This is a genomic window from Qipengyuania sp. L-5Y, assembly GCF_056859455.1.
Genome location: NZ_JBSXOM010000020.1, coordinates 22,871 through 44,310, shown reverse-complemented (window position 1 = coordinate 44,310; position 21,440 = coordinate 22,871). Strand labels below are relative to the sequence as shown.

General features: G+C 60.6%; 23 protein-coding genes. 19 read left to right on the top strand and 4 right to left on the bottom strand.

The annotated features are described in order from the left end of the window. The first annotated feature begins 124 nt into the window (after positions 1-124). From AC13F2_RS02820 to AC13F2_RS02785, 8 genes are all read left to right on the top strand, one after another. On the top strand, positions 125-1,465 hold the full coding sequence (locus AC13F2_RS02820) for a pyruvate dehydrogenase complex dihydrolipoamide acetyltransferase (RefSeq protein ID WP_482964228.1): 1,341 nt from the start codon (positions 125-127) through the stop codon (positions 1,463-1,465). Continuing rightward, positions 1,462-2,013 (top strand): hypothetical protein, encoded by a 552-nt coding sequence (locus tag AC13F2_RS02815; RefSeq protein WP_482964227.1) that lies wholly within the window; start codon positions 1,462-1,464, stop codon positions 2,011-2,013. Before AC13F2_RS02820 ends, AC13F2_RS02815 begins: the two co-directional genes overlap by 4 nt. Beyond that, positions 2,013-2,396, top strand: coding sequence for an acyl-CoA thioesterase (locus AC13F2_RS02810; protein WP_248284381.1), 384 nt, complete (start codon positions 2,013-2,015; stop codon positions 2,394-2,396). The genes AC13F2_RS02815 and AC13F2_RS02810 overlap by 1 nt, the downstream gene beginning before the upstream one ends. Positions 2,397-2,669: 273 nt before the next feature. Next, on the top strand, positions 2,670-4,082 hold the full coding sequence (gene lpdA, locus AC13F2_RS02805) for a dihydrolipoyl dehydrogenase (protein ID WP_482964226.1): 1,413 nt from the start codon (positions 2,670-2,672) through the stop codon (positions 4,080-4,082). A 28-nt stretch (positions 4,083-4,110) separates the two neighbouring features. Next, entirely contained in the window at positions 4,111-5,967 is a 1,857-nt protein-coding gene (locus AC13F2_RS02800; RefSeq protein ID WP_482964225.1) for a cation:proton antiporter domain-containing protein, read from the top strand. Next, entirely contained in the window at positions 5,964-6,890 is a 927-nt protein-coding gene (locus tag AC13F2_RS02795; RefSeq protein ID WP_482964224.1) for an aminotransferase class IV, read from the top strand. Before AC13F2_RS02800 ends, AC13F2_RS02795 begins: the two co-directional genes overlap by 4 nt. Next, positions 6,887-7,609: a sulfotransferase-like domain-containing protein gene (locus AC13F2_RS02790; RefSeq protein WP_482964223.1), complete on the top strand. Its 723-nt coding sequence runs from the start codon at positions 6,887-6,889 to the stop codon at positions 7,607-7,609. The genes AC13F2_RS02795 and AC13F2_RS02790 overlap by 4 nt, the downstream gene beginning before the upstream one ends. Positions 7,610-7,696: 87 nt before the next feature. Further along, the gene (locus tag AC13F2_RS02785; protein WP_397491266.1) at positions 7,697-7,876 is read left to right on the top strand and encodes a hypothetical protein; all 180 of its coding nucleotides are present in this window, start codon (positions 7,697-7,699) and stop codon (positions 7,874-7,876) included. Positions 7,877-8,926: 1,050 nt separating this feature from the next. Here AC13F2_RS02785 and fixJ read toward each other — a convergent pair. Together fixJ and AC13F2_RS02775 are read right to left on the bottom strand one after the other, a co-directional pair. Next, positions 8,927-9,550 carry a response regulator FixJ gene (gene fixJ, locus AC13F2_RS02780; RefSeq protein ID WP_301642871.1) on the bottom strand — a complete coding sequence of 208 codons (624 nt, stop codon included), beginning with the start codon at positions 9,548-9,550 and terminating at the stop codon, positions 8,927-8,929. After that, entirely contained in the window at positions 9,540-11,087 is a 1,548-nt protein-coding gene (locus AC13F2_RS02775; RefSeq protein WP_301642870.1) for a two-component system sensor histidine kinase NtrB, read from the bottom strand. Before AC13F2_RS02775 ends, fixJ begins: the two co-directional genes overlap by 11 nt. An 81-nt stretch (positions 11,088-11,168) precedes the next feature. Here AC13F2_RS02775 and AC13F2_RS02770 point away from each other — a divergent pair, with 81 nt between their 5' ends. From AC13F2_RS02770 to AC13F2_RS02750, 5 genes are read left to right on the top strand one after another with little or no spacing between them, the layout of a single operon-like run. Next, complete coding sequence (locus AC13F2_RS02770; RefSeq protein WP_301642869.1) at positions 11,169-11,858, top strand: alternative oxidase; 690 nt, start codon at positions 11,169-11,171, stop codon at positions 11,856-11,858. Positions 11,859-11,886: 28 nt separating this feature from the next. After that, positions 11,887-12,246, top strand: a complete 360-nt coding sequence (locus AC13F2_RS02765; RefSeq protein ID WP_301642868.1) for a response regulator — start codon at positions 11,887-11,889, stop codon at positions 12,244-12,246. 1 nt (position 12,247) lies between these two features. Beyond that, positions 12,248-12,592: a TehB family protein gene (locus tag AC13F2_RS02760; protein WP_301642867.1), complete on the top strand. Its 345-nt coding sequence runs from the start codon at positions 12,248-12,250 to the stop codon at positions 12,590-12,592. Next, complete coding sequence (locus AC13F2_RS02755; RefSeq protein ID WP_301642866.1) at positions 12,579-13,079, top strand: group III truncated hemoglobin; 501 nt, start codon at positions 12,579-12,581, stop codon at positions 13,077-13,079. The genes AC13F2_RS02760 and AC13F2_RS02755 overlap by 14 nt, the downstream gene beginning before the upstream one ends. Then, positions 13,072-13,548, top strand: a complete 477-nt coding sequence (locus tag AC13F2_RS02750; RefSeq protein ID WP_301642865.1) for a hypothetical protein — start codon at positions 13,072-13,074, stop codon at positions 13,546-13,548. The genes AC13F2_RS02755 and AC13F2_RS02750 overlap by 8 nt, the downstream gene beginning before the upstream one ends. Positions 13,549-13,588: 40 nt before the next feature. On the opposite strand, the gene AC13F2_RS02745 is transcribed toward AC13F2_RS02750, so the two are convergent. Together AC13F2_RS02745 and AC13F2_RS02740 are read right to left on the bottom strand one after the other, a co-directional pair. Then, positions 13,589-14,071 (bottom strand): MgtC/SapB family protein, encoded by a 483-nt coding sequence (locus AC13F2_RS02745; protein WP_048884282.1) that lies wholly within the window; start codon positions 14,069-14,071, stop codon positions 13,589-13,591. A 184-nt stretch (positions 14,072-14,255) separates the two neighbouring features. Further along, positions 14,256-14,735, bottom strand: a complete 480-nt coding sequence (locus tag AC13F2_RS02740) for an Lrp/AsnC family transcriptional regulator (protein WP_146029793.1) — start codon at positions 14,733-14,735, stop codon at positions 14,256-14,258. Between the two features lie 142 nt (positions 14,736-14,877). On the opposite strand from AC13F2_RS02740, the gene AC13F2_RS02735 reads away from it, so the two are divergent. From AC13F2_RS02735 to AC13F2_RS02710, 6 genes are all read left to right on the top strand, one after another. Next, positions 14,878-15,822 (top strand): DMT family transporter, encoded by a 945-nt coding sequence (locus AC13F2_RS02735; RefSeq protein WP_301642864.1) that lies wholly within the window; start codon positions 14,878-14,880, stop codon positions 15,820-15,822. Positions 15,823-15,914: 92 nt separating this feature from the next. Next, on the top strand, positions 15,915-16,238 hold the full coding sequence (locus AC13F2_RS02730) for an META domain-containing protein (RefSeq protein ID WP_301642863.1): 324 nt from the start codon (positions 15,915-15,917) through the stop codon (positions 16,236-16,238). Then, the gene (locus AC13F2_RS02725; protein WP_301642862.1) at positions 16,235-17,971 is read left to right on the top strand and encodes a mechanosensitive ion channel family protein; all 1,737 of its coding nucleotides are present in this window, start codon (positions 16,235-16,237) and stop codon (positions 17,969-17,971) included. Before AC13F2_RS02730 ends, AC13F2_RS02725 begins: the two co-directional genes overlap by 4 nt. Positions 17,972-18,056: 85 nt before the next feature. Next, the gene (locus AC13F2_RS02720) at positions 18,057-18,749 is read left to right on the top strand and encodes an META domain-containing protein (protein ID WP_482964222.1); all 693 of its coding nucleotides are present in this window, start codon (positions 18,057-18,059) and stop codon (positions 18,747-18,749) included. Positions 18,750-19,172: 423 nt separating this feature from the next. Further along, positions 19,173-20,615 carry an FMN-binding glutamate synthase family protein gene (locus AC13F2_RS02715; protein WP_397490016.1) on the top strand — a complete coding sequence of 481 codons (1,443 nt, stop codon included), beginning with the start codon at positions 19,173-19,175 and terminating at the stop codon, positions 20,613-20,615. 395 nt (positions 20,616-21,010) lie between these two features. Further along, positions 21,011-21,313: a hypothetical protein gene (locus AC13F2_RS02710; protein WP_301642859.1), complete on the top strand. Its 303-nt coding sequence runs from the start codon at positions 21,011-21,013 to the stop codon at positions 21,311-21,313. Positions 21,314-21,440 lie beyond the last annotated feature (127 nt).

The following is a 21,440-nucleotide window of genomic DNA, read 5'->3' as shown; positions in this document are numbered from 1 at the left end:
CGTCTCCCTCGGCTGCGGATTACTCGCTAATTCGTATTCTGCGCAAGGACCTTGCGAGGACCGCACCTTTTCGCCAGAGGTGCGGGCGCACAATCTCCCCAGCGAGGACGTAACGTAAACAGCCATGCCAACGCCGATCAAGATGCCCGCCCTTTCGCCCACCATGGAGGAGGGCACGCTCGCCAAATGGCTTGTGAAGCCGGGTGATACGGTCAGTGCCGGTGACATCATGGCCGAAATCGAAACCGACAAGGCGACGATGGAATTCGAAGCTGTGGACGAAGGCACCATTGCCTCGATCGCAGTGGAAGCAGGGACCGAAGGCGTAAAGGTCGGCACGGTAATCGCCATTCTCGCCGAAGAAGGCGAAGATGTGGACGAGGCGGCAGCCGCCGCTCCATCCGGCGATGAAGAGCCTGCCGAAGAAAAACCCGCCAAGGACGAATCCGAAGGCAAATCGGAACCGGCCAAGGCCGCACCGCGCGAAAGCGCCAAGCCCGCACGCGCATCGGTGGATGCCGATACCAAGGCACCCGCCGCGCCCAAGGACGATAGCGGCGAACGCATCATCGCATCGCCCCTGGCCCGCCGCATCGCCGAGCAGAACGGCGTTGATCTTTCCACCATAACCGGCTCCGGTCCGCGTGGCAGGATCGTGAAGGCAGATGTCGAAAGCGCAGAAGGCGGCTCGGCCAAATCCGCTGCCGATACCTCCGCTCCCAAGGACAAGGACGAAGCGAAATCTTCCGCAAAGGCACCTGCCAGCGATCACGGCGCGCCTTACGAGGAAGAAAAGCTCTCCAATGTGCGCAAGGTCATTGCGCGCCGCCTCACCGAGAGCAAGCAGCAGGTCCCGCATTATTACCTGGCCGTCGACATCCGTCTCGATGCGCTGCTCGACCTGCGCAAACAGCTCAATGCCGGTCTGGAAGCGGACGGGGTCAAGCTGTCGGTCAACGATCTGCTGATCAAGGCGCTGGCCCGCGCGTTGATGCGCGTGCCCGATTGCAACGTCAGCTATCAGGGCGATACGCTGCACCGTTACAGCCGTGCCGATGTCTCGGTCGCGGTGGCTGCCCCCAGCGGCCTCATCACGCCGATCATCACGGAAGCCGATACGCGCGGTCTCGCCTCGATCAGCACCAATATGAAGGAACTAGCGGAGAAGGCCCGTGAAGGCAAACTGCAGCCGCATGAATATCAGGGCGGCACTGCCAGCCTGTCCAACCTCGGCATGTTCGGCATCAAGCAGTTCGACGCGGTCATCAACCCGCCGCAGGGCATGATCATGGCCGTGGGTGCTGGCGAACAGCGCCCCTATGTCGTCGACGGCGCATTGCAGGTCGCCACGGTGATGACCGCCAGCGGCAGCTTCGATCACCGCGCCATCGATGGTGCTACCGGCGCGCAACTGATGGAAGCGTTCAAGAACCTGATCGAAAACCCGATGGGACTGGTTGTATGAAAATGTTGAAGCACATCGCACCGCTGGCCTCCCTTGCGCTGGTCGCTGCCTGCTCCAATGGCGGCGACGTGGACGAACAGGCGGAGATGACGCCGGATCAGCCTGCTTCCAGCGCACCGGCGGACACAGCGACGGAGCCGACCGAAACAACCGCCCCGACCGCCACGCCCGGATCGGATGCGGCCGCGCCGCTTGCATCCGGAACCTGGCAGGTAGTCGATACGCGTCTGACCAGACCTGGCGGCGTCCAGGCGATCGGCGACGCCGAACTCGAAGCCGCGCGTTCGCTCCAACTGGTGGTGTCCGACGATGACGTGCGGTGGCGGGGAAATGCCATCGGGACGACGTTGAAGGCATACAGTTTCGGCGACAATTGTTCATCGCCGGAACGCGTTACCGAGTCGGAAGGCCGCTTCGCCCTGCGTTGCTCCGATGGCCAGTTCTTCGGTCCGTCGAGCGCGGATGAGCCATCCTTTGCCACTCAGCCTGATGGCACTGTGACGGTGAACTGGTACGACGGCATCACCCTGATCCTCCGCCAGCGCTGATGACCGGGGACAGTCGCACCCCGTTCATTCGCGTCACGGCCATGCCGACCGACCTCAACCCCTATGGCGGGGTGTTCGGCGGGTGGCTGATGAGCCAGATGGCGCTTGGCGCCGGCAGCCTTGCGAGCCGCGAGGGCAAGGGCAAGGCGGTGGTCGTCTCGGCCACTGACTTCGCCTTTCCCGGCGCGATGTCGGTGGGGGACGAACTGTCGGTCTATTGCGCAATCGAAGCCACAGGAAACACTTCGCTCACCATCTCCGCCGAAGCGATCGCGCGCGAGCGGAATGGCGATGCGGAAACGAGGGTCGGGCAGGGCACGTTCAAATTCGTCCTGCTCGATGAAAACGACCGGCCCCGTGCAGTGGCGGAGCGGTGGGCATGAGCGCTGTCCTACAGGACTGCGAATATGCGATGGGTGCGATCATGACCCCGATATCGCCCATCGACGCTGCACCTTGCGCAGGCGCTCCGCAAGCCGACATTTTCACCTTACAAGCCGACAGGCAGGCGGCGCAAAGCGACACGCCGAAGGCGCAAGCCGACACCGAATCCCGGCAAGCTGACGCCCTGGCGCACAAGCCGACTTTCTTTGCCCCTGGACTGTGTAACACCCGGTCCATGTCTCGGGCGAACACACAACTGACAGGTACGAATCATGGCTGACAAATACGACGTAATCGTGCTCGGCAGCGGACCCGGCGGCTATGTCGCGGCTATCCGCTGCGCGCAGCTCGGGCTGAAAACCGCCATCGTGGAACGCGAACTGCTGGGCGGCATCTGCCTCAACTGGGGCTGTATCCCGACCAAGGCGCTGCTGCGCTCGGCGGAGATCCTGCATTACGCGCAGCACGCGAAGGATTACGGCCTCAAGATCGCGGGCGAGATCGAGGCCGATCTGGACGCGGTCGTGAAGCGCAGTCGCGGCGTCGCCAAGCAGCTCAATCAGGGCGTCACGCATCTGATGAAGAAGAACAAGATCGCCGTGCACATGGGCGAGGGCACGCTGACCGGTCCGACCAGCCTCACGGTGAAGGGTGAAAAGGGCGAGGAAAAGCTCACCGCCAAACACATCATCGTTGCCACCGGCGCCCGGGCGCGCGACCTGCCCTTCGCCAAGGCGGACGGCAAACGCGTGTGGACCTATCGCCATGCCATGACGCCCAAGGAAATGCCCAAGAAGCTGCTCGTCATCGGCAGCGGGGCGATCGGTATCGAGTTCGCCAGCTTCTACAACGACATGGGCTGCGATGTGACCGTGGTCGAAATGCTCGACCGGATCGTGCCGGTGGAAGACAAGGACGTGTCCGCCTTCCTCGAAAAGAGCCTGTCCAAGCAGGGCATGACCATCATGACCGGCGCCGGCGTCGACGACCTCAAGGTTTCCGACAAGGGCGTGAAGGCCAAGATCAAGGACAGCAAGGGCAAGGTCACCGAAACCGAATTCAGCCACTGCATCACCGCTATCGGCATCGTGCCGAACACCGAAGACATCGGCCTCGACAAGCTGGCGGATATGGAAAAGGGCTTCATCCAGATCGACGGTTATGGCCGCACGAAGTCCAAGGGCCTGTGGGCCATCGGCGACTGCACGCCCGGCCCCTGGCTGGCGCACAAGGCGAGCCACGAAGGCGTCACCACTGCCGAAGCGATTGCGAAAGAGCTTGGCAACAAGGATGTCCATCCCCACCCGCTCGACCGCAACGACATCCCGGGCTGCACCTATTGCCATCCGCAGATCGCCAGTGTCGGCCTGACCGAAGCCAAGGCGAAGGAAGCAGGCCACGAGGTGAAGGCGGGGACCTTCCCCTTCATCGGCAACGGCAAGGCTATCGCGCTAGGCGAGGCGGAAGGCTTCGTGAAGACCGTGTTCGATGCGAAGACGGGCGAACTGCTCGGCGCGCACATGGTCGGAGCCGAAGTGACCGAGATGATCCAGGGCTTCGTCGTCGGCAAGACGCTCGAGACGACCGAAGCGGAACTGATGCAGACCGTGTTCCCGCACCCTACGATCAGCGAAAGCATGCACGAGAGCGTGCTTGCGAGCTACGGGCGCGCGCTGCATATCTAGCCTGCGCTGCACATAGGGGGAGGGCGAGATGACCGGTTTCCTGATACTCGCCTTCCTCATCCTCGTGGCGATGGTCGTGTCCGTACCGCTCGCCACGCGGTTCGGGCTGGGCTCCGTGCTCGGTTACCTGCTGGCTGGCATGGCGATCGCGCCTCTGTTGGCCGCCCTCAACGTCGATGTCGTGGCCCTGCAGGTCTTCGCCGAATTCGGCGTTGTCATGATGCTCTTCATCATCGGCCTCGAAATGGAACCGCGCCGCCTGTGGGACATGCGCGGCAAGCTGTTGGGGCTGGGCGGCGGGCAGGTCGTCCTGACGACTGCGGTCATTACCGGCATCGCCCTGCTCGATGCCCGGCCATGGCAGACAGCGGTGGCGATCGGCATGATCCTGGCCCTGTCGTCGACTGCGATCATCGTCCAGTCGCTGACCGAGAAGAAACTCATGCGCACCGAAGGCGGTGAAGCAAGCTTCTCCGTCCTGTTGGTCCAGGACGTCGCGGTCATCCCCATCCTCGCTCTCCTGCCGCTGCTGGCCATGCCCGATCTCTATGCGTCGAGTGGCGGCCCCGTCGGCGCAGGCGCGCATCACGGAATTGACCTCACCGCCTCCATGCCGATGTGGCTCGCCGCCATCGCCCGCATCGGCGCGGTCGCCGCGGTGGTGGTCATCGGCATCTACGCGATTCGCCCCCTGTTCCGCTTCATTGCCGCCGCCCGCTTGCGTGAACTGTTCACCGGCGCTGCCCTGCTGGTCGTGATCGGCATCGCCCTGCTGATGTCGCTTGTCGGCCTGTCTCCGGCGCTCGGTGCCTTCGTGGCGGGCGTAGTCCTCGCGACCAGCGAATATCGGCACGAACTGGAAAGCGATATCGATCCGATCAAGGGCCTGCTGCTGGGCCTCTTCTTCATCACCGTCGGCGCTGGCATCGATTTCGACCTTGCTGCGCAGATATGGCAGGAAGTCGTGTTCTGGGCGGCAGTCGTCATCGCTGCGAAGTTCATCGTGCTGGCTGCTGTCGGGTGGTTTTACGGCCTGCGCAAACAGGCGCTCTGGCTCTTCTGCCTCAGCCTTCCACAGGCCGGCGAATTCGGCTTCGTGCTGATTGCCTTTGCGCTCGCCAATTTCGTTATCGACAGCGCATTGGCCGATCTCATGCTGCTGGTCGTGGCCCTGACCATGCTGGCCACGCCGCTGCTCTTCATTCTCTACGACAAGGTCATTGCCCATTCCTACTGCAAGGGGATGGAACGCGAACCGGACGCCATCGATGAAGAGAACGAGATCATTATCGCGGGACGCGGCCGGGTTGGCGGGATCGTCGATCGCATGCTCCAGACGGCCGGTTACACCACGACCGTGGTCGATTACGACAGCAGCCATCTGGAAATCCTCCAGAAGTTCGGCGTCCGCACCTATTACGGCGATGCGACACGCCCAGATCTGCTCCACGCGGCAGGCATCGCCCGCGCGAAGCTGCTCGTCGTCGCACTGGATGAGCGCGAACAGATCGACAAGCTCGTGAAATACGCCGTGCAGACCTTCCCGGAGCTGCATGTCATAGCCCGGGCGAAAGATCGCAACCATGTCTACGAACTGTGGGCTTATGGCTGCCGCGACGTCATCCGCGAAACCTACGATGCCAGCATTCGTATCGGGCGATCCGCATATGAGGCGCTGGGCGTAGACCGCCAGAATGCCATCGCGATGGCCGGCGCCTTCGAGGAAATGGACCGAAGTTCGATGCTCGAAATCGCCGAGGTCTACGACATGGACATACCGCCGATGGAAAACGAAGCACTGGTGGCGAAGATCAGGGAATTGCGTGCAAGATGGGATCCCGTCCTGCGTGAACAGATGGATGAGATCGTCAAGAGAGGTCAATGACACAAGGCACCCACAATTACGTAGCTGATGATCGCAACGCATCGGTCGTCATCGATATCAACGGGGACCACTTCCCGCGACCGGATGCGAAGATCAGCGTTTTCGACAGCGGCTTCATGCTGGGCGACGGCGTATGGGAAGGCATTCGCCTGCATCATGGCCGCCTCGCCTTTCTGGATCGGCACCTCGACCGCCTGTGGCGCGGGGCGAAGGCCATCCACATGGATATCGGCGTCTCGCGCGAAGAACTCGAACGCCGCCTCTACGCCGTACTCGATGCAAACGGCATGCATGGCGATGGCGTCCATATCCGCCTGATGGTGACGCGGGGCATCCGTTCGACGCCATATCAGGACCCGCGCGTGGTGGTGACGCCCGCTACGATCGTGGTCATCCCGGAATGGAAGGAGCCTGCGCCCGAAACCGCCACGCGTATGCTCAAGCTTGCGACCGTCCACGTGCGTCGTGGCTATCCCGACGTTCAGGATCCGATGCTGAATTCGCACAGCAAGCTCAACTGCATAACGGCATGTATTCAGGCGGCACAGGCTGGTGCCGACGAGGGGTTGATGCTCGACCCTCACGGGTTTGTCGCGACCTGCAATTCCACGCATTTCTTCATCGTCAAGGATGGGGAGGTGTGGACCTCCAGCGGCGACTACTGCCTCGACGGGATCACGCGCGGGGTCGTCATCGAGATCGCGCGGAATGCCGGTATTACCGTGCGCGAACGCAATTTCTCGCTGACCCATGTCTATGGCGCGGACGAGGCCTTCACCACCGGCACCTTCGCCGGCGTAGCGCCCATCGGCTCGATCGACGGACGGATGCTTGGCGAAGAACGCGGCCCCATGGTTGAGCGGCTCCAGCAGCTCTATCTGGCGCGGCTTGCTGACGACGTGAGCGGAAGGAGCCGTCCATGACCATTCGCATCGCCATGTGGTCCGGCCCGCGCAACATCTCGACCGCGATGATGCGCAGTTTCGGTGCGCGCCGCGACTGTGCGGTTTCGGACGAGCCATTCTACGGTGCCTTCCTGCAGGCGACCGGAGAACCGCATCCGCTGGCAGCCGAAACGATCGCCGATATGGATTGCGACTGGCATTCGGTGCTGGCCACCCAATCCGGGCACCCGCCCGGTGGCGAACCGGTCTGGTATCAGAAGCACATGCCGCACCACATGGTCGGCCCGGTGTCGATCGCCGACATGCCCGACCACCGGCACGCCTTCCTGATCAGGGCGCCGGAGCGGGTTGTCGCAAGTTACCAGCAGAAGAATGAATTACGCCGTGCCGATCTGCTTGGTTTCTCCCGTTTGCGGCGGTATTTCGATTACGAACGGGAGCTTAAGGGGACCGTCCCGCCAGTCGTGGACTCAGATGCCATTCTCACTGATCCGCCAATGATGCTGGAAAAGCTTTGTACGGCTTTGGGCATTGGTTGGGACACTTCGATGCTGCATTGGCAAACCGGTCCACACCCCGAAGACGGCGTGTGGGGTCGGCATTGGTACGACAAGGTCAACGCGTCGACTGGCTTCGGCAAACCACCCGCAGATCTGCCGCAGCTGAAGGGGGCCTTTGCCGATGTGGCGGCCGAATGCCGTGAGGATTACGAGGCCCTGTTGCAACACGCCTTGTGATGCATCCTGTCGCAAAGTAAAATCGTTTCATCGCAACCGCTTGCGCCGGATTTCGCACCGTTCGTTTCCCTCCCAGAGGAGACAGAGATGGAATACGAAATCAGGGATGACCCGCAGGGCCTTGAAGAAAGGGACCATGCAAACCGGGACGGCGGATTGGTCGAAGACCATGTCGCTCTGGAAAGGCAGCGAAGCACGCGCCAGGCAGGCTATCGGGAGCATGATCGCAGCGGCACCTCTTCGGGCGCGCCATTGCAGGCGGAGTAGCTGGCGGACAGGGTGGACTTATTAAGTCTCAATCTAATGATTTGAAATCATTTTTTAGTTAATTGGCCGCCAAATCCAAACCCACATTCTACCCCACACACCTGCTATATCGCGTGTCTGGACCAAAGAATACTGCTCCATCTTACGCCACATTGTCCAGCTGTTTTCTGTAGCATTCCCAGTTGGGCGTAGAGGCTATCTCTCTCGATCAAACGACCGCGGCGCTTGCGAACCTTTCACAACTACTAGCTAAGTTTGACGCATGCGAAGCTTCGCCGCGTTTTAGTTCAGACGTCGCTTCTCAAAGTTGCGCGGAAACCGCGAGCGGTGTGATACATGCCGGGGATGGTGTGCGGAAACGCACCTAATCAATCACAGCTTTAACAATGCCATGCAGACTTGAAGGATTACGAGGCAATCGTCGTGTCAAAGGTTCGTCGCTGGCAGTTCTGCCAGGTTTCTGGCTCGAAATTTCGGGGAAGGCAATGTTGAGCCGTCGCAGACATTGGAAAAGGGGGGCCCCGCCGCCAAGGGAAGCTTGAAACGGCAGGGCTACACCAACATTTCGAATCGAAGAAATGAAGGTGCAGGGCCAGTCTTATACTAGCCCGAGGCGCTGGTATCATTCGCACATGCTCGGTTGCAGCATCGCTTTCGAGCGCTCTTTGACTATTTCGATAGCAGAGGTGCCCTGTCGCTTAGAACCGAATCTACAACGACAGGGCTACACCATCTGCACGTTCGCATGGGGGCGTAAGGACGATGGTGCAGCAGATGAACTCGCAATCATAAATCTCGTTCCTGAGCGTCTCGCGTGAAGTGCTGGTGCCCTGCCGCAATAAGGAGGCAGACACAACAGGGCGCACCATCGGACGGGTCGCATCGTAAAATGGTGCAAGGCGGTTGTGACAGCCCCACCAGCAGAACTCGTAACAGCAGTTAATCTAGTTCGTTTCTGAGCGGTCCTGCTGAGGGTGCTCAATGGCTGCAAATGGGCCGTTTACGGACCGTCCGCTTCCGTCCGAAATCCGGTGAAAGCAGACGAACCAGCTAGCCCAGCCGGGCAATCGTAACCATGCGCACGAGATCGGAGAGGGTCTTCGCTTGCATCTTCATCATCGCATTGGCGCGGTAGACTTCGACAGTTCGTGGGCTGATGTCGTGATCGAAGGCGATCATCTTGTTGGCCTTCCCTTCCACAAGGCCATCGACCACCTCGCGCTCCCGCGTAGAGAGCAGAGCGAGACGGTCGAGCACTTCGCGGCGTTCGTTTTGTTTCTGCTCATCTTCGGTGCTCTCGTTCAGCGCCTTGCGGATTGCCGCTAGTATGGCCTCGTCGTCGAACGGCTTCTCGATAAAGTCCGCAGCGCCAGCCTTCATCGCTTGAATGGCCAGGGGCACGTCGGCGTGACCGGTGATGACAATCACCGGCACCGCCGCATCGCGCTCCTTCAGCTTCTTGGCCAGTTCGACACCGTTTGTGCCGGGCATGCGCACGTCGGTCACCACGCAGGCGCCGGAAAGCGGAGGTGCGGATTTCAGGAAAGCATCAGCCGAGGCGAACGAGCGAACACGGATTTCGGCGACGTCGAGAAGAAACTCCAGCGAGTGCCGCACACTCTCGTCGTCGTCGACGACATAGACGATCGGATCACTGGCACTACTATTCGCCATCATATAGTTCCTCGCTTGCAACACGCTGGACCGTAAAGCCGAACTCCGCCCCGCCATCGGGAGCTGGCCGGACCCAGATACGCCCGCCATGCGCCTCGACGATCGTGCGCGAAATCGACAGCCCCACGCCCATACCGGTGCGCTTGGTAGAGATGAAGGGCTGAAAAAGTCGGTCGGCGACTTCGGGATCGATGCCGGGACCGGAGTCGGTCACCGATACCTGCGCCATATCGTCGTCCGCCGGTTCGACCATGATCGTCAGCCTACGCGGCGAGGAGCCTGAGTCTGCCAGCGCGTCGACGGCATTTCGCACAAGGTTGAGCACGACTTGCTGAATCTGCACCTTGTCGACCAGCACCAGATCGATTGCAGGGCTGAACTCATACTGCACCCGGATGCCATGCTCCTTGGCACCCACGAGCGCGAGAGCGCTGGCCTCCTCGACGAGCTTCGGCAGGCTCTCGATCGTGCGTTCGGTTTCGCCGCGGGCTACGAAATCCCGCAGCCGGCGGATGATGTCGCCCGCCCTGAGCGCTTCCGCGGCGGCCCGCTCAACGGCTTCCGCTACGCGCTCGTGCTGGACCTCCTCTCGCATGAGCAGCAACCGGCTACCCTTGAGGTAATTGGCGATCGCCGAGAGCGGCTGGTTGATCTCGTGCGCGAGCGCAGACGCCATTTCACCCAAAGCGGTAAGCCGCGAGACGTGCACCAGCTCGCTTTGTAATTCCTGCAATCTTGCCTCGGCCTGCTGGCGCTCGGTCAGGTCCCGGATGAACCCGGTGAAGAAGCGCTGCCCTTCCGCCTGCATCTCGCCCACCGCGAGTTCGAGCGGGAAGGTCGAACCGTCCTTGCGCTCGCCGACGACCACGCGACCCTTGCCAATGATCCTCCTCTCGCCGGTGCGATAGTAGCGCTCCAGATAGCCGTCATGCGCGCTGCGGTAGGGATCGGGCATCAACACCTTGACGTTCTCTCCGGCCACCTCTGCCGCATGCCATCCGAACATCCGTTCGGCCGCAGGACTGAAATCGCGGATCAATCCGGATTCGTCGATGACGATCATCGCATCTGGCACGGTGTCGAGGATCGATTGCAGATGGGCTTCACGCCGCGCGAGAGCGACGGCGGCGGTTTCAGTTTCGATCCGCGCGCGTTGAAACCATTCGCCGCCGATGGCCACGGCCAAGCCGATAAGCACGAAGGCTGCGGCGGCAATCAGGCTTCCGCCCTCGATCGGTCCGCTCAGCGCGTCGCACCATAGACCCGCGGCAGCGCCGACCACAGCCGCAAGACTTCCGGCTCGAATCCCGGAAAGTGCGCTCGCGACAACCACGCCGGGAACGAAGAAAATGAACGTCGCGCGCTGACCGAGTTCGTCGGCCGCCAGCAGGCGGACCGCCACGCCCGCCGCTATAGCGAGCAGTGCCAGTAACAGCGCGGTCGAAAACGACAGGCGCGGCAGGAAGCGGCTGACAAAGCTGGTGCGCCCTACCTCCGGTAAGGCCCTTAGGGTGCTTGGCGTAGGGTGATCATCCAAATTTCGTGGTCCCGTGCATCGGCATAGAAGGAGGGCATCAGCGGCGCTCCAACAACATTTGCCGCAAGCGGAGAAGTTTCAATGACTGCACCCTTCATCGATCTCGGTGTCCACCACAACCCCCGCGGCATGTCGGATCGGATTGCCTTCGGCTTCACCAAGGCGCTGCGCTGGTGCGCCGATACTTTCTTTGCCGAGCGTTACGGCCACCGTGCCGTTGTGCTCGAAACGGTTGCGGCCGTGCCGGGCATGGTCGGGGCGACGATCAACCATCTCGCCTGCCTGCGCCGCATGTGCGACGACAAGGGCTGGATCAAGACGCTCATGGACGAAGCCGAAAACGAGCGCATGCACCTCATGACCTTCATCGAGGTCTCGCAGCCCACACGGTTCGAGCGAGCGGTGATCATTGGCGTGCAATGGGTGTTCTACCTGTTCTTCTTCGCGCTCTATCTGATCAGCTCGAAGACCGCGCACCGTGTCGTGGGCTACTTCGAGGAAGAGGCGGTGATCAGCTACACGCACTATCTCGCCGAGATCGATGAGGGTCGCAGCCCGAACGTGCCCGCGCCGGAGATCGCCAAGCGCTACTGGGGTCTCCCTGAGGATGCCACGCTGCGCGACGTCGTGCTGGTGGTACGCGCCGACGAGGCCCACCATCGCGACGTCAACCACGGTTTCGCCAACGAGCTTGCGGGTCTACCGGTCGGCCAAGTCGCCGAATGCCCGCCGCACGTGACGCTTGAACCCAACTGGAAGAAGGCCGCCTGATCCAGGCTGCTGGCGAGGAGGACGGAAGATGGTCGATCAAGCCAAGATCCTGTTGCTGGTCGAAGATATCTCCGTCTTTTCCGCGCTGCGTTTCTCGCTCTCGGTCGAAGGGTTCGAAATCGCCAAGGGGATTGCGAAGGAGGGCGACCTTTCCACGGCGGCCGCGCTGGTCATCGACGAACGCTACGCTGGCGACGGTCTTAATGCTCTCGATGGGTTGAAGAGACAGGGCTGCTGCGCGCCAGCGATAATCCTTGCGACCAATCCTACTGTTAAGCTGCGAGCCCGTGTCGCCGCCGCAAACGCAGAGCTGATCGAAAAGCCGCTTCTGGGCGACGAGTTGAGCAGTGCGATCCACGCCATCTTCGAAACACGAAAGGCGGCCTGACGTGACCACCCATCTTCCCGACGGCATCAAGCCATACAAGCGCACGGCAACTTTCAGCGAAGACACTGTGCCGGCAGGTCTGCTGGCTGAGCATTCCACCAAGGACGGCGTCTGGGGTCTCATCCAAATCGAGGAAGGCAAGTTGAGATACGTCGTCACCGATCCGCGCCGCGCCTCGACCGAATTACTGCTCACGCCCGAATGCGAACCCGGCGTAGTCGAACCGACAATCCTTCACCGTGTCGAGCCGGTCGGAGCGGTGCGGTTTCATGTGCAGTTCCTGCGCGTTGCAGACGCAACACCTTTCGCCGACAAAGACGAGGGAGGCGCTCATGACCAGCGCTAACATCCCTTCGCATCCGGCCGATCCCGACACCCGTTCCTTCGCGCAGCAAAAACGCGCTGAAAAGCGCGCAGCGGCCGAGGAAATCGGGATTGACGCGGCGTTTATCGATCGCCTGGTCGAAGCATTCTACGCTAAAATCCGTGAGGATGACCTTCTCGGCCCGATCTTCGCCGAACGCATTGCGGATTGGTCGCCGCACCTAGCCAGAATGAAGGGTTTCTGGCGCTCGGTTCTCCACAATAGCGGCGAGTTCTCGGGCAATCCCATGCTCAAGCACCTTGCTATTCCGGGCCTCGAACTCCGGCATTTCTCGCGCTGGCTCGAGCTCTTCTACGAAACGCTTCGGGAAGCAGAAGGGAATCCTGCCGCGACCGATCTCGTCGGCGCACGGGCGAGGATGATCGCCGACAGCTTGCTGACTGCCATAGAAATGCGCCGAAACGGACTTGCCGGAGGGCGCGCAGGAAAGGACCTACCCCATGCCTGATACCGTTCTTCGCACGCAATCCGCGGCGCCACTGCCGGAGTCTCTCGATGCACTGCCCGATGTGCTGGTTCCGATTCCCGCGCTCGAGGCCAACGACAACGAAGCGCCGAGGCAAGCACAGCAGCCCGAATCCCGAATGTTCGAACTGCCCGCATCGGTATGGCGGGCGATGATTGCCTGCTACGCGATCTTCCTGATTGCCCAGCTTGGTGCGACCGGCGGCGCTCACGCCGCGTTCGCGATCGCAATCTCGGCGATCTACGTCACCATGTTCTTCGGAACCGCCCGTGTGATGCTACGGCAAGCATCGTCGCAACCGCGCAGCGTTCTCGATCGTCCGGGCACTGTCCTGCAAACTGCCTACGGACCGCTGGCGCGCAAGGAAGTTTATGGCCAGGTGCTCATAGTTCCGGCAGCCGTCGCCTTTTTCGGGATAGGTATCAGCGTCATTAGTGCGGTCGTAATGTAGGAATATCAGCCGACGTATCGCAAAAAACCACTGCCTGCTGTTACTTCTCCTTGCGAACTTCGTCGCTGCCATCCTCCTGTTCAAGATGACCGAAATGCTTCAGCGGCGCCATGATCCACAGCGTCGCGACGGTTATGACAGAAAGCATGATCGCAACATCAAGGCTGCCAAGACCAACTGCCGCGCCGATAGCACCGGTAATCCAGAGGCTGGCGGCCGTGGCGGTGCCCTTGACCGAATCCTTGAGGCGCAGAATGGCCCCGCCACCGATAAACCCCATGCCGGTTATCAGACCTTCGACAATGCGGGCCATCGCCTCCGGAGTATCTGCAGTCATCGATTCCGCTGCCTGGATAAACCCGCAACTGGCAACAGCGACGAGCGGGAAGGTCCGAAGCCCCGCACTCCTTTCCGATTTTTCCCTGTTCCAGCCGATCGGGAACGCCAGAAGATAGGCCAGGCCAATCGCGACCAGGTGAGGCATGATGTCGAAATGGTCAGGCCCCAGAAACTGTTCAAACATCCCAAACTCCGCAGCATTTTAGGAACTTAATTAAAATCAGCGAGGAGGTTCCGCGCCACGATCATACGCAAGGAATTATGTTCTAAGCCCCAGGGCGTGCCTCTCGGGCTCCGGGGCCAACGGAACATGGTTGAACCGGCGGTGCCATTCATCTCGGAGCCTGCACTTGTCTTAGACGCGAGGGTCAGGTCGCTCCTAGAGGAACGCCCACCCATCCTTTTATCCGGCGCATTACGGCCACGGTTCTTACGGTCTCGATCTTGAGTTCTCCATCGGCCAACTCGTCTGCTAGATTGGTCCAGAACTCCATGTCCGGAACCAGGAAACGAACCAGAAAATCGTAGCTCCCGCTCACCTGATAAGCCTCGATTGCTTCGGGGATGTCGGCAAGCGCCTGTTCGATCCTTCGCGTGCTTGCAGGATCGTGTGCCGAAGCAACAATCTCTGCGAACACGGTAAGATTAGGACCCAGCTTGGCTGCATCGACCTGGGCCTTGTAGCCCGTGATGACCTCTTCTTTCTCCAGCCTGCGCAGGCGCGCGAGACAAGCACTCGGTGAAAGAGCCACCGCCTCGGAAAGACGCTGATTGGAAATCCGGCCATCGCGCTGAAGGATATCGAGGATTTTGCGGTCGATTCGGTCAAGCGAGGGTTTCTGCGGCACGCTCGTCTCCTTTCCGCAGATTCTATTGTGCAGGGGAAAAACTTTGAAGGGAAATACGGTTTTCCAGCCTCTATATTTGCAGTCGAAGCGCCGCAAGATCTGCGGCGCTCGTTTTTTTTGGCTAGCGAGACAGGAAGTCGGCATGCAGCGACTGCACATCCCCCGTCGTATCGTTCCCGAGCTCGCTCTGCTTGCTGCATCGGTGCTTTGGGGCGCGAGCTTTCTCGCGACCAAGATCGGCATGGAATTTACAGGGCCGCTCGGCTTTGTCGCCCTACGCTATCTGATGGCAACCGTTGCCTTTGCGCTGGTCCTGCCGCGTGCGACCCGCGAAATTGGTGCCACCGAAATGGTTGCCGGTATCGTCGTCGCTGCCACTGCGTGCATCGCATATGGCGCACAGGCCTATGCGCTGCAAACCACGGACACTGGGCGCGTAGCATTTCTTTCCGCACTCTACGTGCCACTTGTTCCTGTGCTTCAGCTGCTGTTTTTTCGCCAACGCGCAGCTGCCGGGATCTGGATCGGAGTTGTCCTTGCCTGTCTCGGTGTAGCCATCATGTCGGGCCTGTCGCCAGCCGACATCACCCTTAGCTACGGCGATACACTTTCGATCGTTGGCGCCGTTGCAATCGCGGTAGAGGTTGTCATCCTTGGATATTACGTGCGCCGGGCCGATCCTGTGCGGATCGCGTTCGTGATGATGGTCACCACCACGCTGCTGTGTGCTGCCTTCGCGCTCGCCACAGGGGAGCCAATGCCGGTTGCTTCGCCGACACTGTTCTGGGTGGTCGTGGGCTATGGTATCGCTACCGCCTACATCCAGTTCGCGATGAGCTGGGCCCAGGCCCGGGTCGATTCCTCGCGTGCCGCAATTATCTACGCGCTCGAACCAGTCTTCGGTGGGTTGTTTGGCTATGCGGCGGGCGAAATCTTCGGCCTGTCCGACGTGGTCGGTGCGCTCGTTATCTTGGCCGGCGTGATCATCGCTTCATTGCCACGGCTGGTGGACAGGCTTCTTATGCGCAGACCGGTCAGGACGTCTGTTCGATTGGCCGATCGGCCCATGACGGAAACCTCGCCATGATCTCGTCTGTGAGAATGGTCGGCATCACAGCGATGTTTTATATCTCCGGGTGCGCGGGCCTCCCGAGGTCAACGGAACCGCTCGTCGGAGCCTTGATCGTCGAAGACATCGCCGGGCGCGGGATCATCGATTATTCGCGTATCGAACTGGTCCTGGAATATGACGAGCAGCTTTCTGGCTCGACAGGATGCAATCTCCTTCTCGGCCGATACCGCGTCGATGGCTCGGCCATGACGATCGACATCGCAATGACGACGCGTAAAGTCTGTCCTGAAGCGCTGATGTATCAGGAACGGGTCTTCCTAGGAACCATTGAGTCGATCGATAGCTACCGCTTCGACCCGACCGGTGCCTTCGTGTTGCAGGACGGCAACCAGCCATGGGTTTTGGCGCAATCCCACAAGAGACGACCATGAAATCCACCCCAATTTGTTCGATCTTGCGGCGTTTCCTTAGTCACGCAGTCGCGGTCATGGCTCTTCTTGTCGGGGCGACAGTTGCGCAAGCCCAGCTTCCGACGCCTGAGCCTTCCGAAACAGCGCAAACCGAAGCTCCCGTAGACACATTCGAAAGGCAAACTCCGCGCTCCAGCGTAACAGCGCTGCTGAATGCGCTTGCCGCCGAGGACTACGAACGGGCCGCGCGCTACTTCGCCGGCACTCCCGATCCGGCCACGCTGCCCCTAGACAATGAAGGCTCGCAAGCGACCGACGCGTCGGAAGGACTGGCTCAAGGTGCAGATCTCGCTCGAAAATTGAAACTCGCGCTCGACAGCGGGGGGATGCTTCGACCCTTTGCTGTGCTTTCCAACGCTCCCGATGGCGACTTGGAAGACGGACTCGATCCTCTCCTGGAGCAAGTCGGCACGTTCCAGCTCGAAGATTCCGACCAGCCCATTATCCTCCAGCGCGTCGCCGTAGGGGAACGGGACTTACTGCAATGGCGAATTTCGCCGGAAACAGTGTCGGCTCTCGAAGATTGGACACCTTCGCCTGAGGTCGCGGAACAAAACGAGGAAAAGGCGATCGAAGTCGCCGGCGCGCCAGTCCTCGACTGGCTTTTGTTGATCGGCGTAGCGGTCGCGCTTTTCGCAGCGCTACGCCTGCTCGCTGCTGCAATTATCTCGGTCCTGCGGCGACTCATTCCCGAACACAGCAGCAGCACCGTCTTTCGTTTGATCCACGCCGCTCTCCCACCGCTCGCGCTCTACGTGGCGACAATCGCCTTCTTCTATGTTGCAGGCACCATGGAGGCCTCGATCATCGCTCGCCAGCAGCTGCTGCGCGGCGCAGGTATCGCGGCCTGGCTTTCCCTTGGCTGGTTTTTGTTCAGGCTGATCGATGCTGTCGCGCGGATGGCGAGCGAACGGATGAACCGCGCGGAGCGGCGCCAGGCCGCATCGGTCATCACGCTGTTGCGGCGGATCGCCAAGCTCACATTGCTGGTCATGATCTTCATTGGCGTGCTCGACACGTTCGGTGTCGACGTAACCACCGGTATCGCTGCTCTCGGCATCGGCGGGCTCGCCTTGGCGCTCGGCGCGCAGAAAACGATCGAGAACCTGGTCGGGTCTGTCACGATCATCGGAGATCATCCGGTGCAGGTAGGCGACGCTGCCCAGATCGGCGATACGTTCGGCACGGTCGAGGATGTCGGCATGCGCTCGACCCGTGTGCGCACGATCAACCGGACGCTGGTAACGATCCCCAACGGATTTCTTGCCGGCGAGAAGATCGAGAATTTTTCCGCTCGCGACCAGTTCCTCTTCAAGCACGTGATCGGGGTCAGCTACGACACGGATGCCGAGAAGATGAGCGAGGTTCTGGCCGCGTTCCGGACAATCCTGGCGGAAAACGATCATGTCCTCGAAGAAGATGCTCGCGCACGCTTCATAGGTTTCGGCGAAAGCGCACTCAACATCGAGATCTTCGCATATTTTCGGACTGCATCGTTCGCGGAGTCACTCGAGATGCAGGAGGTTCTGCTCCTCGCGCTGATGCGGAAACTGAAAGAACTCGACGTGGAAATCGCCTTCCCCACTCGCACGCTTCACATCGACGCTTACGGCTCGGCCAACGGCCGCTCGGCGCCGATCTCAACCGCCCGCCCAAATCAGGAGGGTAACAGGGAGAATGGCGGTGAAATGTAACTTGCTGTTAGCATCGGCTGCCCTCGCCATGAGCCTGAGTGCCTGTGCCACCATTCAGCCCGCTGCAGAAAGCAGTGAGGTCGTCATGGTAGAAAGAATTACCGGCGCACTGTCCTATCGCGAGCGCATCGCGCCGCCCCCCGAAGCGCAGGTGGAAATCGTTGTTTCCGACATCACCCTCGGTCGCAACCAGGAGCTCATCCTCTCGCGCACGATGAACACGATCGGACAGGCATCGCCGCCGATCCCGTTCTCGATTGACGTGTCGAAGCTGAATTTGAGCGACGGCCCGCTCTACGGCCTGCGAGCCTTCATCCGCGAGCCCGATGGCACAATCCTGTTCCGCACCAGTGAACCTTTCCTGCTCGATCTTCGCAGCGACACCGTCGATATCGGCGACATAAGGGTATCGATGACATTGCCAGACGATCCCGGCCTTGCCGGTATTCCTGACCTGCAGGACGGCGAATGGCGTGTAACCCAGATCGGCGGCGATGTCGTGGCGCAGATCTCCGCTCCTACGATGACCTTCACGGCCGATGGTCGCTTGTATGGTTCCACCAGCTGCAACCGCTTCAGCAGTTCATATGGCCTCGATGGCAACTCGCTCGAGGTTGGCAATGTCGCTGCGACGAAGCGCGCCTGTGAAGCCGGATTGATGCAGCAAGAGCGCCGTTTCCTCGATGCCCTTTCTCTGATCGAGAACGCATCGCTCGAAGCTGGGGGTTTTCTCGTCCTCTCCGGCAATGGCCAGCGCCTTGTCGCAGTCCTCAACTAAGGATTATCCGATGTTGAAGAAATTCCGAAGTCGCGCCACTTGAAATTACCATGTCGAAATCGCACTACCTTTTTATGACACTGGTCGATCATGGTCTCGGGGTGATGGTTCCAGCAGGCAGCAGCACCGCGCGCCTGTATCCCTAGAGCGCTTCGGGCGTTCTAGGGATGTGCGCCACGCTGCAACTTCCAGCATCGATGTTTTCCAAGCCCAAGGCGATAACGAGCCCGAGGCATGCTCGCTTCATTTGCGAGACCGGAGCCAACAGTGTTCTTCTCCCGCTTTACCGTGCTCGGCCTCTGTCTGGCTGGCCTCCTGTTTGCTCTCACGAGGCTTAGCGACGCATGGGCATTGCCAGTTCTCGCAATTTTCTCGTGTCTATGTCTCTTGGGCGTCATCGACCTTATCCAAACGCGGCATGCGGTGCGCCGGAACTATCCGATCATCGGACGCCTGCGATGGGCTTTCGAGAAGATAAGACCAGAAATTCGTCAATACCTGATCGAAGGCGATGACGATCAGACGCCCTTCTCGAGGGCGCAGCGCTCCTTGGTCTATGCTCGCGCAAAGGACGAGGTTAGCGACCGTCCGTTCGGAACGCTCTCTGACGTCTACAAGAACGGCTACGAATTCATTTCGCATTCCACAAAGCCCAAGCCGTTGGCAGATCCCGACAGCTTCAGAGTGCCGATCGGGGGAAGCGACGCGCGCGATCCCTACATGGCCTCGATCTTCAACATCTCCGCGATGAGCTTCGGCTCCCTGAGCGCCAACGCTATCCGGGCGTTAAACGAGGGAGCCAAACTCGGCGATTTTGCGCATGACACTGGCGAGGGAGGGATCAGCCCCTACCACCGTGAGAATGGCGGCGACCTTATCTGGGAAATTGGCAGCGGCTATTTCGGTTGTCGAACCGAAAAGGGACGCTTTGACCCGGTGCGCTTCGCTGACAATGCTGCCGACCCGCAGGTCAAGATGATCGAACTGAAGCTGAGCCAGGGTGCCAAGCCCGGTCACGGCGGCATCCTTCCCGGCGAGAAAGTCAGCCCCGAGATCGCTGCTACACGCGGTATTCCGGTAGGCGTCGATTGCATTTCCCCTGCCGAGCACTCGGCATTTTCCACACCGCTTGAGATGATGCACTTTCTCGCTCAGCTCCGAACCTTATCGAAAGGCAAGCCAGTCGGTTTCAAGCTGTGCGTCGGACACCCATGGGAGTTCATGGGAATGGTCAAGGCGATGCGCGAAACGGGGATCTTTCCCGACTTCATCGTCGTCGATGGCGCAGAAGGCGGAACCGGGGCGGCCCCGGTCGAGTTCGCCGACAACCTCGGCATGCCGATGCGCGAGAGCCTCCTGTTCGTCCACAATACACTCGTAGGTGCCGGGGTTCGTGACCGGATAAAAATCGGCGCGGCCGGCAAAATCGTCAGTGCGTTCGACATCGCTGCGGTCCTAGGGCTGGGTGCCGACTGGACCAATGCGGGGCGCGGCTTCATGTTCGCGCTCGGATGCATCCAATCGCTTTCCTGCCATACGAACCGCTGTCCGGTCGGCGTTGCCACGCAGGACCCCTTGCGCCAGCGGGCCCTGGTCGTGCCTGACAAGGCAGAGCGGGTCCGGCGCTTTCATCGCAATACGTTGCGAGCGCTCGCGGAAATGACTGCTGCTGCCGGTCTCTCGCACCCATCCGAGCTTGGACCGCACCATCTAGTAAGACGTGTCTCTCTGACCGAAATCCGGCTCTTCTCCCAGCTTCACATTTTCCTCGAGGACGGCGAGCTGCTTTCAGGAACGCATGACCGGGATTTCTACAGCGCCGCCTGGAAACTCGCACGCGCCGACCGGTTCGAGCTGGTAGCCTGAAACTGATTTTCCATTTCCTGACGGCTGTTCTTGCAGCCCTTCTTCACTCACAGGGTGCCGCAGCGGATCAAGGTGGCACCGCGCGGGATTCGACCGCATGGACCATATCGCAAGCTACCGCCTGTTACGATACCGGTCCTGGGCGTGGTGCCGAACTCTCGGCAGATACCGAACTGGGCGCTTCGGCCGATGGACCCGCCGGACCGCGCGGAGTGCTGGCCTTGGTTCGTCAGGCGCACGCATGGGAACGCAATGAGGAGGTCCGGCAATCCTACCACCGGATGGCCGACGCACCTGCGCAATGGTCGCTTCCCCCTCCGACCGGCCCTCCATTTTCCTGACACTCTGGACCTTTTTAGCGGACTTTCGTCCGCATCCAACAGTCAGGACATTCAATGGAAACCGAAATGCAACGCGGTGCGATCCGCGACGAACGGCGTGCATACGCCAAGGCCTTGTCGGCCCGATACCCCGACCTGCCGATTGATCAGCTCGACGATCTTCTGCGATGGTCCCGCAAGGAGGCAAGCGCGCTCGATGCCGGATTGATTTCGATGGATGACGAGGTGTCGCAGCAATATGCATTGTTGAAGCGCGACGAACTCGATCGGTTCGCGATGCCCGATATCGTCTTCATGCTGCTGTTCTGGTCGGCGATGTGCGCCATCATCGGCGGTATCGGTTATCTGGGTAGTTGATATGTGGAAGGGCCCGAAGCGAGAATCCCTTCGTTCCGGGCTCATACCCCGTCGCCAGATCCTGCCAGCTAACAAGCCATTGCAGCCCCTTGCGAAACGTTCCTGTCTATGCCCCGTTTGATAGGAA